12 protein-coding genes, 1 other RNA gene and 1 other annotated feature are annotated in these 16,043 nt (G+C 42.2%); of the genes, 3 read left to right on the forward strand and 10 right to left on the reverse strand.

Translation table 11 applies throughout. The features are described 5' to 3' along the window. Positions 1 to 281: 281 nt before the first annotated feature. A complete protein-coding gene (locus L634_RS0128670) occupies positions 282 to 812 on the forward strand; it encodes a hypothetical protein (RefSeq protein ID WP_026585322.1) in 531 nt (176 codons plus the stop codon). 364 nt (positions 813 to 1,176) lie between these two features. Here L634_RS0128670 and L634_RS0128685 read toward each other — a convergent pair whose 3' ends face one another. After that, positions 1,177 to 1,938, reverse strand: coding sequence for a tRNA threonylcarbamoyladenosine dehydratase (locus L634_RS0128685; protein ID WP_026585323.1), 762 nt, complete (start codon positions 1,936 to 1,938; stop codon positions 1,177 to 1,179). 240 nt (positions 1,939 to 2,178) lie between these two features. Between L634_RS0128685 and L634_RS0128690 the strand changes: the two genes are divergently transcribed. Beyond that, positions 2,179 to 3,138, forward strand: a complete 960-nt coding sequence (locus L634_RS0128690; RefSeq protein WP_026585324.1) for an NAD(P)H-dependent flavin oxidoreductase — start codon at positions 2,179 to 2,181, stop codon at positions 3,136 to 3,138. Positions 3,139 to 3,228: 90 nt separating this feature from the next. Here the strand turns inward: L634_RS0128690 and ssrS are convergent. From ssrS to L634_RS34085, 5 genes are all read right to left on the reverse strand, one after another. Next, positions 3,229 to 3,415: non-coding RNA, 6S RNA (gene ssrS, locus L634_RS33165), on the reverse strand. A 193-nt stretch (positions 3,416 to 3,608) separates the two neighbouring features. After that, positions 3,609 to 5,384 (reverse strand): aspartate--tRNA ligase, encoded by a 1,776-nt coding sequence (gene aspS, locus L634_RS0128695; RefSeq protein WP_026585325.1) that lies wholly within the window; start codon positions 5,382 to 5,384, stop codon positions 3,609 to 3,611. A 35-nt stretch (positions 5,385 to 5,419) separates the two neighbouring features. Continuing rightward, positions 5,420 to 6,694 carry a histidine--tRNA ligase gene (gene hisS / locus L634_RS0128700; RefSeq protein WP_026585326.1) on the reverse strand — a complete coding sequence of 425 codons (1,275 nt, stop codon included), beginning with the start codon at positions 6,692 to 6,694 and terminating at the stop codon, positions 5,420 to 5,422. Between the two features lie 159 nt (positions 6,695 to 6,853). Further along, complete coding sequence (locus L634_RS33680; RefSeq protein ID WP_157452479.1) at positions 6,854 to 7,015, reverse strand: hypothetical protein; 162 nt, start codon at positions 7,013 to 7,015, stop codon at positions 6,854 to 6,856. Between the two features lie 31 nt (positions 7,016 to 7,046). Further along, positions 7,047 to 7,441, reverse strand: a binding site (T-box leader). A gap of 114 nt (positions 7,442 to 7,555) precedes the next feature. Further along, positions 7,556 to 7,732: a hypothetical protein gene (locus tag L634_RS34085; protein ID WP_026585328.1), complete on the reverse strand. Its 177-nt coding sequence runs from the start codon at positions 7,730 to 7,732 to the stop codon at positions 7,556 to 7,558. A gap of 558 nt (positions 7,733 to 8,290) precedes the next feature. Between L634_RS34085 and L634_RS0128720 the strand changes: the two genes are divergently transcribed. After that, positions 8,291 to 10,036, forward strand: coding sequence for an SH3 domain-containing protein (locus tag L634_RS0128720; protein ID WP_026585329.1), 1,746 nt, complete (start codon positions 8,291 to 8,293; stop codon positions 10,034 to 10,036). Between the two features lie 66 nt (positions 10,037 to 10,102). On the opposite strand, the gene dtd is transcribed toward L634_RS0128720, so the two are convergent. From dtd to recJ, 4 genes are all read right to left on the reverse strand, one after another. Continuing rightward, positions 10,103 to 10,543 carry a D-aminoacyl-tRNA deacylase gene (gene dtd, locus L634_RS0128725; protein ID WP_026585330.1) on the reverse strand — a complete coding sequence of 147 codons (441 nt, stop codon included), beginning with the start codon at positions 10,541 to 10,543 and terminating at the stop codon, positions 10,103 to 10,105. A 14-nt stretch (positions 10,544 to 10,557) separates the two neighbouring features. After that, positions 10,558 to 12,753 carry a RelA/SpoT family protein gene (locus L634_RS0128730; protein WP_026585331.1) on the reverse strand — a complete coding sequence of 732 codons (2,196 nt, stop codon included), beginning with the start codon at positions 12,751 to 12,753 and terminating at the stop codon, positions 10,558 to 10,560. Between the two features lie 324 nt (positions 12,754 to 13,077). Beyond that, positions 13,078 to 13,590 (reverse strand): adenine phosphoribosyltransferase, encoded by a 513-nt coding sequence (locus tag L634_RS0128740; protein WP_026585333.1) that lies wholly within the window; start codon positions 13,588 to 13,590, stop codon positions 13,078 to 13,080. Further along, a complete protein-coding gene (gene recJ / locus L634_RS0128745; protein ID WP_026585334.1) occupies positions 13,581 to 15,950 on the reverse strand; it encodes a single-stranded-DNA-specific exonuclease RecJ in 2,370 nt (789 codons plus the stop codon). Before recJ ends, L634_RS0128740 begins: the two co-directional genes overlap by 10 nt. Between the last annotated feature and the right edge of the window lie 93 nt (positions 15,951 to 16,043).

Raw genomic sequence — 16,043 nt, forward strand, 5'->3', positions numbered from 1 at the left:
AGGCACTCGCTTTCCGCGGGCGGTCCGACGCTCCTCGGTGCATTCGCACCTGCGGGGTCTCCCGCTGACACGCTTCTCCCGCAGGAGTCTCGTACCTTCCGCTCCAATCAACAGGGTGCTAAAATCAACAATAAGCTTTAACACAGCCAAAATAAAAAAAAATTGGATTATCTAAACTGCAAGTGCTACTTGCTATTTTACCTTCCACCTCTTAAGAATGGAATATTTTCAATCATAAGGGTGACGATAAGCCTATAGCTGTAAATCGGGGTGGTGAATGTATGAAGGAAAGAAGAGACTTATGGAAACCAGAGGAGGATCAGTATTTAAAAGAAATGGTCCTCGAGTATATTTCAAATGGCGATTCAAAAGCATCAGCATTCAAAAAAGCAAGCAGTGAACTTGGACGTACAGTTTCGGCATGCCAATATCGCTGGAACGCTGTAATAAAAAAACAGGCATCCTCACCAGCAGCTGAAAAAAAAGCAGCTGCCTCAATCGTCAATTCAAGCAAACAGACCAGCAATACTTCCGAAACGGTTCCCCTTTCAAGCTTGGACCAAGTCATTCACTTCTTAAAAAACTTTGCTAAAACACAGCCTGATTCCAAGATGCTGATTGACAATAGACGATTGCACAAAGAGCATAACGAGTTAAAGTTATTAAATGAACAGCTAAAAAACAAACTTGAGGAAAAGAAAAAAGCATTCGAAAAAGAGCTGCTGCAATACGAAGAAATGGCCGGGATCCTGAAAGAAGCCGATCATCTGCTTAAACAAGAAGGAATAGCGGAGAAAAGAGCCGTTCATTAAGTTTGAGGATGATGCTGCAGAGGGAGGATATTGGCGGCGGCTTCTATTAGCATAATACAAACATGCATTATGCACCAATTCATTCTTGAGTGCTGGGATCCTTCGTATTATGCGCGGTACTCTTGTTATTCTGCGCGCTGACTCCTTTTATGCGCGAAGGTTCTATATTTTCTCGCGGGTGCTTTGCTTTTGCGGGCGGAGATTCCAAGTTCATGCGTGGAATTCTCGCTTTTCTGCGCGCTGCCCACCTCTTGCGCGTTTCGCACGCGGTTTCCTTCTATTTCCACCCTCCATGCGCTGCTGTTTCATTTTCATCATAATTACTCAACTCATGCAAAAAGACCGGCTTCCCAAGCCGGTCTTTTCAGTCATTTACACGTGTAATTTTAATATCGCTTAATAGCTGCCTTACTACATAGCTTGCCATGATTAATCCTGCGACAGAAGGAACGAATGCATTGGAAGAAGGCGGCATTTTAGCCTTTCTGATTTCCGCATCGTCTTTTCCAACTGTTTTCCGGACATCTTCGCGGATGACAATCGGACTTTCATCTGAGAAAACAACCGGGACTCCTTTGCGGATCCCTTCTTTTCTCAGACGGGTGCGGATGACCTTCGCAATTGGGTCAGTATGCGTTTTGAAGATATCTGCTATCTGGAATCTCGTTGGGTCCATTTTGTTGGCGGCACCCATGCTCGAAATCATTGGAATATCCCTCTTAAGGCACTCTTTCATTAAGTGGACTTTATAAGAAATTGTATCGGAAGCATCAACTACAAAGTCCAAGCCATATTCAAAAAATTGCTCATACGTTTCTTCTGTATAAAACATTTTTAGAGCAATCACTTCGCAATCAGGGTTAATGTCCTTTATTCTTTCCTTCATTAACTCGACTTTCGGTCTGCCAACAGTTGATAACAGGGCAATAACCTGCCTGTTTACATTCGTAATATCAACATCATCTTTGTCAACAAGCACCAGACGGCCAACCCCAGAACGGGCAAGAGCTTCAGCAGCAAAGGATCCAACTCCCCCGATCCCAAGCACTGCAACCGTACTATTTTTCATTTTTTCAAGGCCTTCCCTGCCAATCGCCAATTCATTTCTTGAAAATTGGTGAAGCATCTATATCAACTCCAAAACAAATTTAGTTAAAAATAAGAGCATTCATTATCTATTACCCGATAATGAATATATCATACTTCCCTATTAAAGCAAGTAGTTCTATAGGGTTAATCATGTTAAAAATCACCAATATCAATTATCAAGTTATATGACCAGGTAATAAAAGTCACATCTTTTTTAAGAATTTAATGCTAATATGCCCTTAGACTTACAAATAAATTTTGAAACGAGGTTTAAATCATGAATCTTCCAAAACTACAAATCGGCCATATGAAGCCCAGGGTGCCCATTCTCCAAGGCGGAATGGGGGTAGGAATTTCTCTTAGCGGACTTGCATCAGCTGTAGCCAGTGCAGGTGGAATTGGCATTATTTCCGGAACAGGAATTTCTACAGAAGAATTAAGATTGCATATAAAAAAGGCCAGGAATCAAATAAAAAGTGAGACTGGCTATATCGGTGTAAATGTACTTTTTGCAATGAATGACTTTGCAGAGAAAATGAAGGCTTCTCTGGAAGAGAAAGTGGATTTTATCATTTCCGGTGCAGGGATTTCACGGGATATGTATTCATGGGGGAAGGAATATGGAGTTCCAGTTATTTCAATTGTATCCTCTGCAAAGCTTGCCAGGCTTTCAGAGAGGCTTGGGGCATCAGCTGTGGTTGTAGAAGGCCACGAGGCGGGCGGACATTTGGGCACCGATAAGCCATTGTTTGATATACTTCCAGAAGTCGTTAAAGCCGTAAATATACCTGTAATTGCTGCGGGAGGAATTTTAACAGGTATGGATCTTGCAAAAGCTCTGAGTATGGGAGCGTCAGGTGTGCAAATGGGTACACGGTTTGTTGCGAGTATGGAATGTGATGCACCTATGTCATTTAAAGAAAAATATGTAAAAGCAAAGGAAGGCGATACAGTTCTTGTAAAAACTACAGTCGGGCTTCAGGGAAGAGCAATTAAAAACAAGTTCACCAATCTTATCGCCGGGACAGATAAATTAAAGATCCACAAATGCCATGATTGTTTAAAAAACTGCTCCTACCGTTTTTGCACATTGGATTCACTGCTAAAATCGGTTGGCGGTGATGTAGAAAACGGTTTAGTCTTTGCCGGTTCGCGAGTGGCAGAAATTAAAGAAATTCTCCCTGTACAGGAAATTATCAATAATATTGCGAAAGAGTATCAGGAAGCTAAATCATAAGGTCAAAAGCCTGCCATGCCGGCGGGCTTTATATAACATACAAAAAAACCCATGCAAGTCCATGCATGGATTTTAAAGGCGTATGTACGAAAGAGTCCCAATTGTGCCGTCGCATTGATGCCCTCGTTTTGAACCCGCACTCAGCAGGTGGGTGCCCTGTTTTCTGCGTTTGTAAGTCCTCATCCATAAGGCATTTACGCTGCAGAAAAACTCCGGACTCCCGAAGGAATAATGTTGGTCAAAATTTCAGGTTTCACAACGAACACATCAGGACTCTTTATTTAATTATTTGTTATGATCATACCATATGGCTTCTGCTTTTTCAAGATGGATAAGCGGAACTGCCCACAGCACTTTAACCATTTTTATCCTCCATATGAAGATAAAACAATGGAAAATCAGGAGCATTTGCCTAGTTTAATTTTCTGTAAAATATCCTGTTTCTTTACTTCTCCTTCACAGCTAGGCCATTACTCACTTTTTTTCAAATTAAGAGTTATATGCAAATCATTAAGCTGTGCTTCGCTTACTTCACCAGGCGCATCTGTCAGGACACAGCTTGCACTTGCTGTTTTCGGGAAAGCGATGGTATCGCGGAGATTTGTTCTTCCTGCCAATAGCATAACAAGTCTGTCCAATCCTAGCGCTATTCCTCCATGTGGAGGTGTTCCATATTCGAAAGCTTCAAGCAGAAATCCAAATTGTTCCTCTGCCTCTTCTTTTGAGAAACCAAGAACGCCGAACATCTTCTCTTGAACTTCCCGTTCGAAGATACGCAATGAACCTCCGCCAAGTTCGTATCCGTTTAATACAAGGTCATATGCCTGTGCACGCACTTTGGATGGATCTTTTTCAAGCATCTCCAGATCCTCCCTGGCTGGCATAGTGAATGGATGATGGGCCGCATAATAGCGCCCTTCTTCCTCATCATATTCTAGAAGCGGCCAGTCTGTAACCCAAAGGAAATTGAATTTGCTTTGATCAATCAGTTCAAGTTCTTTTCCAAGCTTTAATCTTAATGCGCCTAGTGCATCCGCCACAACGCTTTTCTTATCTGCCACAAACAGCAGCAGATCTCCAGGCTCTACAGATAAAGCAGCATAAAATGCTCTTTGTTCTTCCTCAGTCACAAACTTGGCAATAGGGCCCTTTAATCCGTCTTCTTCCGCTTTTAGCCAGGCAAGCCCTTTTGCCCCATATACAGAAACAAATTCTGTTAATGCATCAATATCTTTGCGGGAATACTTGCCTGCACCATTTTTCACATTTATGGCTTTTACCTGTCCGCCGGATGATACTGCTCCTGCAAACACTTTGAAACTTGACTCTTTTACAATCTCGGAAAGATCAGTCAATTCCATTTCAAAGCGTGTATCCGGCTTATCAGATCCATAACGGTCCATAGCTTCTTGATAAGACATGCGCGGAAATGGAGTTTGAACATCCCTTCCCTTAACTTCTTTCATGATTTTTTTCATCATATTTTCCATTAAGCCAATAATCTCATCCTGGGTCATGAAACTCATCTCAATATCGACCTGCGTAAATTCAGGCTGTCTGTCTGCCCGCAAGTCTTCATCCCGGAAGCATCGTGCAATTTGATAATAGCGCTCAAATCCGCCAACCATTAATAACTGCTTAAAGATTTGCGGAGATTGAGGCAAGGCATAGAACTCGCCAGGATGCACCCTGCTTGGAACCAAATAATCCCGTGCTCCTTCAGGAGTGCTTTTTGTTAAAATTGGTGTTTCGACGTCCAGGAAGCCTTCACTGTCAAGAAAATCCCTCATCGTCTTAGTTACCTGATGCCGCATTTTCAAAGTCTCAAACATTACAGGCCTTCTTAGATCCAGGTAACGATATTTAAGGCGGACATCTTCAGAAACATCTGTTTTATTGTCAATTACAAAAGGGGGAGTTTTTGCTTCATTAATGATCGTGATTTTCTCAGCATGGATTTCAATGCGTCCTGTCTCAATGTTCTCATTGATTGTTCCTTCTTCACGCGCAATAACTTTCCCTTCAATATCAAGTACAAATTCATTTCTTACTTTCTCTGCTGCAGCAAGTGCTTCAGGGGAAACTTCTGGATTAAAGACGACTTGAACAATTCCTGTCCGGTCACGAAGATCGATGAAAATTAATCCCCCTAAATCGCGCCTTTTTTGCACCCATCCTTTTAATGTGACTTTTTCTCCAATTGCCTTTTCGGTTACTTCCCCGCAATAATACGTTCGGCCAAACATTCTTATTCCTCCCATACTGTCCTTAAGACACCGTTTTATGATTTATAAAGCTCTGTAAATTTCTCTATAAATGAATCAAGTTCTACCTCGGTTTGCTCACCTGATTCCATTGATTTAACATTGATTTTATTTGCTTTAAGCTCATCCTCGCCCAACACAGCGACAAACTTTGCCTTGGCACGGTCTGCTGCTTTGAACTGGGCTTTAATTTTCCTGTCCAGATAATCTCTTTCTGCTGAGAATCCTGCCATTCTAAGCTTTTGAAGGAGGCCCACTGTATAATCCTTTGCTTCTTCGCCTAAAGATACGAGATAACAGTCAATCCCTTTATGAAGCGGGAGATCTACTTTTTCGGCTTCAAGGGCTGCGATGAATCTCTCAATGCTTAAAGCAAATCCTATGCCTGGTGCTTCCGGACCGCCAATTTCTTCTGTCAGGCCGTTGTATCGTCCGCCTCCGCATAAAGTCGTGATTGCGCCAAAGCCTTCAGAGTCGCTCATGATTTCAAATGCTGTATGGTTATAGTAATCAAGTCCTCGAACAAGATTCGGATCAACAGTATAGTCAATGCCAAGATTCGCTAAATATTTCTGGACCTTTTCAAAATAAACCCTTGAAAACTCATTTAGGTAATCAATGATTGAAGGTGCTGATTTCATCAATTCATGATCACGGTCCTGCTTGCAGTCCAGAATTCGCATTGGATTTTTCTCAAGGCGATTTTGGCAATCAGAACAAAATTCACCGATTCGCGGCTGGAAATGATTTATTAATGCTTCCCTGTGTGCGGCTCTGCTTTCCTTGTCGCCCAGGCTGTTTACAACCAATTTCAGCTTCTTTAAGCCCATGCTCTGATATAATGACATGGCGAGAGCAATCACTTCTGCATCAATTGCAGGGTCTGCACTGCCAATGGCTTCAACACCAAATTGTACAAACTGGCGGAAACGCCCCGCCTGCGGCCGTTCATAGCGGAACATTGGCCCCATGTAATAAAGCTTTACAGGCTGGTTGGCATCTCCATACATTTTGTGCTCCACAAAAGATCTGACAGCGGAAGCTGTTCCCTCTGGCCTAAGTGTGAGGCTGCGCCCTCCCCGATCTTCAAAAGTATACATTTCTTTTTGTACGATGTCGGTTGTATCCCCTACACTGCGCAAAAATAATTCTGTATGTTCAAAAATAGGTGTCCTGATTTCACCATATTGAAACTTTTCACAAAGCTCTCTCGCTTTCTCTTCAATCAGCTGCCATTTTTCTACTTCTCCCGGAAGAATATCCTGAGTTCCCCTCGGTATGCGGATTGACATGACTATTTCCTCCTAATGCTAAAATTAGTAAAATATGTATTCAAAGAATTTCGTTCAAAAATTTATATTGTTTTGAACATCTATAAAAACAAAAGGCTTTTTTCTAATAGATTGTTGTTTTGGTTTTATATTTTGCCCGTTGATTTCAGCACGGGAAACTTACTTTCCTCGGGGATCGATGTGAGCCTCCCCGGCTTCGCCTATGGGGTTTCCCACTTCCCTCTCTTCTGAGCTGAAATCAAGTGCCCTCCGTACAATCAACTCAGCTGAATAATCATAGTTAGCCGCCCGAAAGGCAAAAAACTTTACGAAAAAAGCCAATAAAAAAACTCCCGCCTCCTTGTATATAAATACAAGGGACGAGAGTTTGGAATTCCCGTGGTGCCACCCTAGTTGAAGCCTTATAAGAAAAGCGGAAGCGCCTTGGTCACCCCCGACAAGCACGGAGACAAGCCTCACGGAAGGTGTCCTTTACCTTCTGGGAGGATTGGCTTGTGACCTCGAGGGGGTAGGCGCTGGAGCTAGACAGCAGTCAAGCTCCAGAAATTCACACTTTCTTATTTCTGACTTCCTCTTTTACAGTTAACGCCTGTTAACGTTCAGCTCCTACTAGAGGCGATGCCTTTTTCAGAGAGAAACCTACGAAGTGTTCTTTCGTTAAATCATCATGTGAAAATGCTTTCAGCCAGCGGCATTTTCTCTCTTTTCATGTGGGGTTTAACTACTCTTCTCCATCAATGGTTTTTACGAAAAGCGGAAGCGCCTTGGTCAGGCGCTGCAGCTAAACATTTAGTTGTTATAAGCCATTTTATTTATATTATAATACGGACCATCTTCACCAATGTCAAGACCGAATTATATTTAAGAGCGTTCCAGCTTCTTTTTGAGTTTTCGGACATCCTTCAATGTTAATCCAAACTCGGATGCAAGCTCAATCATATTCGAATTTTGCTCTTCCTGGATAAAATCATGAAAATCAAGTCCGAAAAGCTGATTTTCCCCTGAATGTGCAGACATTCCCTTATCTCCAAATCTCATAGTATTCACCCTTTGTTATGTAGTCTCTTATATTCTTGCCATTTATAAAAGAAATGTTTCATTAGGCTGCAAATTTAGTCCTCAGCTAAAAAAGGCTGCTAAACAGGCCGATATTAAAAGGGAAATAGCCCTAGAAACAGAATTTTTTTAAATGGCTAAAAAAAGGATTAGTACCAAAGATATCTTGACTATCAGAGGCTGGTTTGTTTTTCTTTTATTAAGGGAGGCTCTTTTTTGTGAAGTTTATTGCTTTTTGAAGGCGAACTTAGTTTAACCAGCTGAGTTGATTGTAGCGAATGGCACTCGACTCCTCGAAAATGAATTCGCATTTTCTTACAACGAGGTGTTTATTCAAGGATGCTTTTCCAGTGTCCATCGGGAAAAGAGGGAAGTGAGACCCCACAGGCAAAGCCGGAGGCTCGCATCTCTCCCCGCGGACAGCTTGAGTGTCCCGGGCTGAAATCAACGGGCAAAATTTATAAACTTAATCTTTAAGAAAAGAGCCTTAAGGAAAATAAAATTTTGATAGGAAAATGGATCAAGAAAGGAGGAGACCTGTTGCAAAGAAGAAAAACATTTATTTTGGCAATTTGCCTCATTCTTCTGGCTGGGCTAATACAGCCGGAAACACGTGTAATAGCTGACAGCAGCTCAGTCACAATAAGCACAGATAATCTAAACATCCGCCAAGGCCCCGGCTTAAGCTATCCTATTTTAGGACAAGCTCAAAAAGGCGACCGATTTAAAATGCTTTCACAAGAAGGAGAATGGATTGAAATTAGCTTTCAGGGAAAGAAGGGCTGGGTTGCAAACTGGCTTGTTTCCTCAAGTGCCTCCACCCAGCATGACTCAACAAGCGCCGGCAATAATTCGCAAGCAACCATTGCAGCAGATGGGCTTAGAGTGAGAAAAGGACCAGGTACTGGCTATTCTGTAATGGGCACCGTACATAAAGGAGCTGCCTATAGGATACAAGAGATTAAAGGCGGATGGATAAAGCTCCAAACACCCTTTGGAGATGGATGGGTTTCAAGCCAATATGTCCAATTAAGCGGCAAAAAGCAAAATGCTGCCGATAGGGGCAATACCCATACCGGCAAAATTACTGCAAATTCCCTGAATGTAAGAAGCAAACCCTCGCTTCAAAGCGCAGTAATCGGCAAGCTTAATTCTGGAGAAACGGTATCAGTTTCTTCACAGAATGGCGGATGGACAGAAATCATTTACTCAGGCACAAAAGGCTGGGTCAGCAGCCAATATGTGCAGGTACAATCTGCTCAGCAAGAGAGCAAGGCCACACAGCGCAATAGCGGGAAAACCGGTACTGTTACCGCTACATCTCTGACAGTCAGGAATAAGGGATCTTTAAACGGAAAACCTATAGGCTCTGTTTCAAAAGGGCAAACTTTTGCCATTCTTGAGGAGTCTAATAATTGGGCAAAGATAGAGTATCAACCCGGGTCCTACGGCTGGGTTGCAAGCTGGTTCATGGATATGGCAGCTTCGAAACGATCTAGCTCTGCCCAGCATTCCATAAACGCTTCTGCAATTATTTTACATAACGGTTCAAATATTAGAAAAAATGCAAGCACACAATCCACTGTCGTCCATCGGGCAAATAAAGGAGAAAGTTATGATATTATTAGCCTTAAAAACGATTGGTACGAAGTTCGCTTGCCGAACGGAGGAACGGGTTATGTGGCAGGATGGATTGTATCTGTAGATGGCACCGCCCCTAAAGTTGAAAGGGCGGGTGCAGAGATGCACCTTATGAATAGGACCATTGTTCTCGATCCAGGACATGGAGGAAGAGATAACGGGACTACAGGAGCCAGGGGAACACAGGAAAAGACCCTAACACTGAGGACAGCACAGCTGCTCTACGATAAATTAAGAGCTGCCGGGGCGAATGTCATACTTACCAGAAATAATGATTCATATCTTCCTCTTCCATCACGAGTAGGTGTTTCCCATTACCATAACGCTGATGCTTTTATCAGCATTCATTACGATAGCATCCCGGATCGTACAGTTAGGGGGATGACAACTTATTATTATCACTCCTATCAAAAGAACTTGGCAGCCTCTATTCATTCGAATGTAACAGCCATGACTAATGTAAGGGATCGCGGTTACCGGTTTGGAGACTATCATGTGATAAGAGAAAATAAACGGAATGCAATCCTTCTGGAGCTTGGATACTTAAGTAATCCCGCAGAAGAAATCCTGATTACATCAGCTCAATATCAGCAATCCGTTGCTGCAGGGATTTATCAGGGACTTGCACGTTATTTTAAAAATTAACAAAAGCCCCGGCGGCAACCGGGGCTTTTATTTATTCGGACTGCGGATAAAAGATTTCTGTGGTCCTTATTTGCTTTCTAAAAGTAAGGTTACAGGGCCATCATTGGTCAGTTTAACATCCATCATGGCGCCAAACTCTCCTGTTTCCACCCGCAGGCCTTTTTCTTCTAAAAATCTATTGAACGCCTCATAAATTTTTAATGCATGGTCAGGCTTCGCGGCATCCATGAAATTTGGGCGCCTGCCTTTCCGGCAATCGCCATATAATGTAAATTGCGAGACTGAAAGGATTTCACCTGCCTGATCCAGGAGCGATAAATTCATTTTTCCATTCTCATCTTCAAAAACACGAAGGTTGGCAATTTTATCAGCCAGGAAAGCGGCATCCTCTTCTTTATCTTCATGAGTCACTCCAACGAGCAAAACAAACCCTTTTTTGATGCTTCCAACGGTTTTGCCGCCAACTGTAACGCTGGCTTCTTTGCTTCGCTGCACTACAACACGCATGCTATCTGCTCCCTCTAGTTCATAATTCTTCTTACTGCATATATATCAGGGATTTGTTTAATACGGTCAACAACCTTTTGCAGGTGGCTGACATTGTGTATGGCAATCGACATATTGATCGTCGCTGCTTTATTGCGGTCTGACCTTCCTGATACCGCAGATATATTGGTTTTCGTCTCATTTACTGCCTGCAAAACTTCATTTAACAATCCACGGCGGTCATATCCGGTGATTTCAATTTCTACGTTATATTCTTTGCGGTCATTCAGCGCAGTCTCCCACTCAACAGGTATGAGCCTCTGTTTCGCATCTTCAGTATCTACATTTGGGCAGTCTGCACGGTGCACAGACACCCCTCTGCCCTTAGTAATAAAGCCGACAATTTCATCTCCTGGCACAGGATTGCAGCACCGGGAAAGGCGAATGAGCAGGTTATCAATGCCTGAAACCCTGACACCGGATTCCCGTTTTTTAGCTGATGGGAATGTTTTCAATTCAGAAACAGCATTTGTGATATCAGCGGTTTGTTCAAGATCGCGTTTTTTGCGCCATTTCTCCGTAAGCCTATTGGCAACCTGGAGAGCTGTAACACCGTTATAGCCAACCGCAGCATACATGTCCTCTTCTGTTGCGAAGTTGAATTTTTCAGCAACCCTTTTGACATTATCCTGTGTCAAGATTTCCTTTAAATCAAAGTCCATATTACGTATTTCTTTCTCAACAAGCTCTTTGCCTTTTTCTACATTTTCTTCTTTCCTTTGCTTTTTAAAGAAGGTCCTAATTCTGTTTTTAGCCTGTGAGGTCTGTGCAAGCTTAAGCCAATCCTTACTTGGTCCGTAAGAGTGCTTGGATGTAAGTATCTCAATGATATCGCCCGTTTTAAGCTTATAGTCAAGAGTTACCATCTTGCCATTTACTTTGGCGCCAATCGTTTTATTTCCAATTTCCGAATGGATGCGGTAAGCAAAATCAATCGGGACAGATCCGGACGGAAGTTCAATTACATCCCCTTTAGGGGTAAACACAAATACCATATCCGAAAAGAGGTCAATTTTAAGTGATTCCATAAACTCTTCAGCATTTGCTGCATCGTCCTGAAATTCGAGAATTTCACGGAACCAGGTTAACTTCTCTTCGAAGGAAGATCCTTCATTTACTCTTTTGCCTTCTTTATAAGCCCAATGTGCGGCAATCCCGTACTCTGCAATTCTGTGCATATCCATTGTTCTGATTTGGACTTCGAGTGGGTCGCCTTTAGGGCCAATAACCGTAGTGTGAAGAGATTGATACATGTTCTGTTTAGGCATCGCAATATAATCTTTAAAGCGGCCAGGCATCGGTTTCCAGCATGTATGAATAATGCCCAGTACCGCATAGCAGTCTTTGATGCTGTTTACAACAATCCTGACTGCCAGCAAGTCATAAATTTCATTAAATTGCTTATTTTGAAGGGCCATTTTCCGGTAGATGCTATAGATATGCTTTGGGCGTCCAGAAATTTCTGCTTTAATAGAAACTTCATCCAGCCTGCCTCTCATAACATTAATGACATCATCCAGATACTCTTCTCGTTCCGCTCTTTTCTTTTTCATCAGATTAACAATGCGGTAATATTGCTGCGGGTTTAAATATCTCAGGGCTGTATCTTCCAGCTCCCATTTTATCTTTGATATACCCAGCCTGTGGGCCAAAGGAGCGAAAATTTCCAGGGTTTCATTCGAGATGCGGCGCTGCTTTTCTGCTGGCAGGTGCTTAAGAGTCCGCATGTTATGAAGACGGTCTGCAAGCTTAATCAGGATGACACGAATATCCTGTGCCATCGCTACAAACATTTTGCGATGGTTTTCAGCTTGCTGCTCTTCCTGGGATTTATATTTAATTTTTCCTAGCTTTGTCACTCCATCGACAAGCATTGCCACTTCGGCATTGAAGGCTTCCTTAATATCCTCTAATGAAACCTCGGTATCTTCAACCACATCGTGAAGAAAACCAGCAGCGACCGTAGAAGGATCCATTTCTAAATCTGCCAGAATTCCTGCTACTTGAATGGGATGGATAATATAAGGCTCACCGGATTTTCTATATTGTTCACGATGAGCATGCCTGGCAAACTCGTATGCTTTTTTTACAAGCTCTGCATGCTCATCGTTCAAATATTCTTTTGCCCTGTCGATGACTTGCTCGGCGGTCAGAACTTGATCGTTCGCCATGGAATCACCTTTATCTCACTGAATTTTATGCAAAAGCATAATGCGTTTTCTTTTTAAAAAATCTATTAATAAGAAATTATTAATTAATAAAAAATAAATGATTGCTACTATTATCGAAAAAAAAAGTGAAGATGTAAAGGGATAGACTGTTATTTTTATGGGAATAACAAAAAAATTGTCGTATTTTGTTGGAAATTCTTTTAGTTTTTCCTCTATTGGAAATGGAAGCCTTTTATAAAGGCAATACAAAGGACATCCAATTTGTTAAATGAAAAAGAGAGCACCCGTTTCATCCGGCGCTCTCCTGAAGTATAAATGAATGGCTTAATATTGCATTAATGTTAGGATATCGTAATTATCCAGTTTTTTGCGGCCATCTAAGTAAGTTAACTCGATTAAGAAGGCAATCCCTGCTACCACTCCGCCCAGTTCTTCAACAAGCTGAATGGTTGCATCAATTGTTCCGCCAGTTGCGAGCAGGTCATCAGTGATTAAAACTCTTTGTCCTGGTTTGATGGCATCTTTATGAATGGTTAATACATTTTCTCCGTATTCAAGGCCATAATTAACCTTGATTGTTTCGCGCGGAAGCTTCCCTTCCTTGCGGACAGGGGCAAATCCTACCCCTAAAGAGTAGGCTACAGGGCAGCCAATAATAAAGCCGCGCGCTTCTGGTCCGACAACCAAGTCGATTTGCTTTTCCCGGGCATATTCAACTATCTGGTCAGTCGCATATTTATACGCCTCGCCATTATCCATTAATGTTGTAATATCCTTAAACTTAATTCCTGGCTTTGGCCAATCTTCAACAATTGTTACGTACTGTTTTAAATCCATTTTTCTTCCTTTGCCTCCTCAAATTTAACAGCCCCTTGCATGATTTCATCAAACCAGTCTTTGAGCTGCTGAAAGGATGAATAGAGCAAATCGCTCTCAAGAATATATTGTGCCTGCTTTAGCTGATACGTTCTAGAATCAGCCAGATCACGTTTATTCGATGTGTCATTTAAAGAAATAACGCCATTGTTTATTTTAACAAAATCCAATTCATAAAACACTTGTGACATAAAATCTATAGTTTCTCTGCTCCATCCCTTATGCTTGGCAATATCATTCCCATATCGCTTTATATCGATAGGACCTTTTTTGGCAAGCAGTGCAAAGTACCATTTAAAATGATCCCTTGTTGGCATAGTACTGAAGTAGTCACTGTCTTCTTTAAAGAAATGAGCATAAATTCTGGCAGGTTTTTTGCCTGAGAATAATTTTGACAGCATTTCTTTTGAAGGTGGAAAATCTGCCAAAACGATGTTTGCTCCATCCACCTTCAGGGATTCAGCGTCCTCTATAGAACTTATTTTGACCAGATTTTGGCCGGCATATGTCCTGAATTTGGAAACATTAGCTTCATTATAGAAAATCCAAATTGTATTTTGCTCCGGAATTACGCTTTGAAGCCTTTCAAGCCGCTTTATACTGCGTATATCAAATAGCTGCCAAGAGTATACCGCCATATCCTGCAAAAAGATTTGAGGCTTTTTGATATTATTCCATTCATTGATTGATAGCTCACCAATTACAGACAGCTTGGAATAAGGCGAGATATGTTCATATAGATGGCCAAGCCCAAATCCAACCCCATCAAGAGAACAGCCCTCATTTTCAATTGTAACCTTGATGTGATTCTGTTCGGATCCTATCTTTCTCATTCCGGCAATACTTGCATCTTTTATCATGATTTTCGGCTTTGGATTTCCCATCCCATATGGAGAAAGCAATTGCATCTCTTCTATCGAAGAAAGGCTGATATCTTTGAGATCAAATACACCATCCACAGTCGTTACCGGAATAAAGTCATCTTCGGTTAGCTGATCATTGGCAAGCGCATTAAGCCTTTCCCTGAGCTCATCAACCGAATCAATATCCAGAGTCATTCCTGCTGCCATTGGATGCCCTCCGAAATGAGGAAGGATTTCCCTGCATTCGGACAGATTTTTAAATAAATCAAAGCCTTCTATGCTTCTGGCTGAGCCCTTTGCCTGCCCTTTTTCAAGGTCATAGCTAAGAACAATTGTCGGGCGGTAGAACTTTTCGACAAGCTTGGATGCGACAATTCCGATAACACCTGCATTCCAGCCTTCCTTGCCAACAACTATCACTGAATTCTCGCTGATTGGAAATTTAGTCTCAACTTCCCTAATTGCCTCCTGGGCAATTTCATTGACAATAGCTTGTCTTTCTTTATTTAGATGTTCAATTTCCTCGGCAATTGTTTGAGCTTCATATGGATCATCCGTCAACAGCAAATCAACTGCCGGGTCTGCACTTTCAAGCCTCCCAACTGCATTGAGGCGAGGGGCGATAGAAAAGCCGATCGTTTCTTCCGTTATGGAAGGAAGCGCTACACCCGCCACTTTAAACAAAGCTGTTAAGCCAATATTTTTAGTTGACTTGAGCTTTTGAATACCCCGCCTTGCAATCAGTCTGTTTTCCCCTTTTAAGGGTACAAGGTCAGCAATTGTGCCTATGGCGGCGATTTCCAAAAGATGGGCAGGCATCTCCCCAAATAAGGCATGAGCCAGCTTAAATGCTACTCCAACACCGGCTAATTCCCGAAATGGATACTTGCTATCGGGATGCTTAGGGTGGACGATTGCCAATGCTTCAGGAAGCACTGGCCCGGGTTCATGATGGTCCGTTATGATTAGGTCCATTCCCAGCTCTTTTGCTGCTCTCGCCTCATTAACTGCTGATATGCCTGTATCTACTGTAATAATCAGGCGAATACCTGTCTCAGCAGCATGTGTAAAGGCAGGTATATTAGGCCCATAGCCTTCCGTGAAACGATTCGGTATGTAGAATTGGACATTAGCCCCAAGCTCTCTTAGTGCCATCATCATGACTGAGGTACTCGTGACGCCATCCGCATCATAATCGCCAAATATTAGGATCGGTTCCTGTTTTTTAATCGCTTCTTTTATTCGGGAGACTGCTATCTCCATATCTGTCAGTAAAAAAGGATCATGAAATTCCTGGTCTTTATCCAATAAAAAATACCGCGCTGATTCAGCGGTATCCAATCCGCGATTTATTAATAGCGACGCTACAAGAGGAGCAATATTTAATTCCTTTGCCAGCTGCTGCACTTTTTCTTCCTGTGTTTGCCGAACAATCCATCGCGTTCTTGAATGTAACATACGTTCACCCCTCAGCTTATTAATTATACAAGAGGGGGACTGGGGTTTCAATAACAGAAAACCGGGTTATTCCATACAATTTTGGAAAAAGAA

Source organism: Bacillus sp. J33 (genome assembly GCF_000518885.1).
In the GTDB taxonomy this organism is placed as follows: Bacteria; Bacillota; Bacilli; order Bacillales; family Cytobacillaceae; genus Cytobacillus.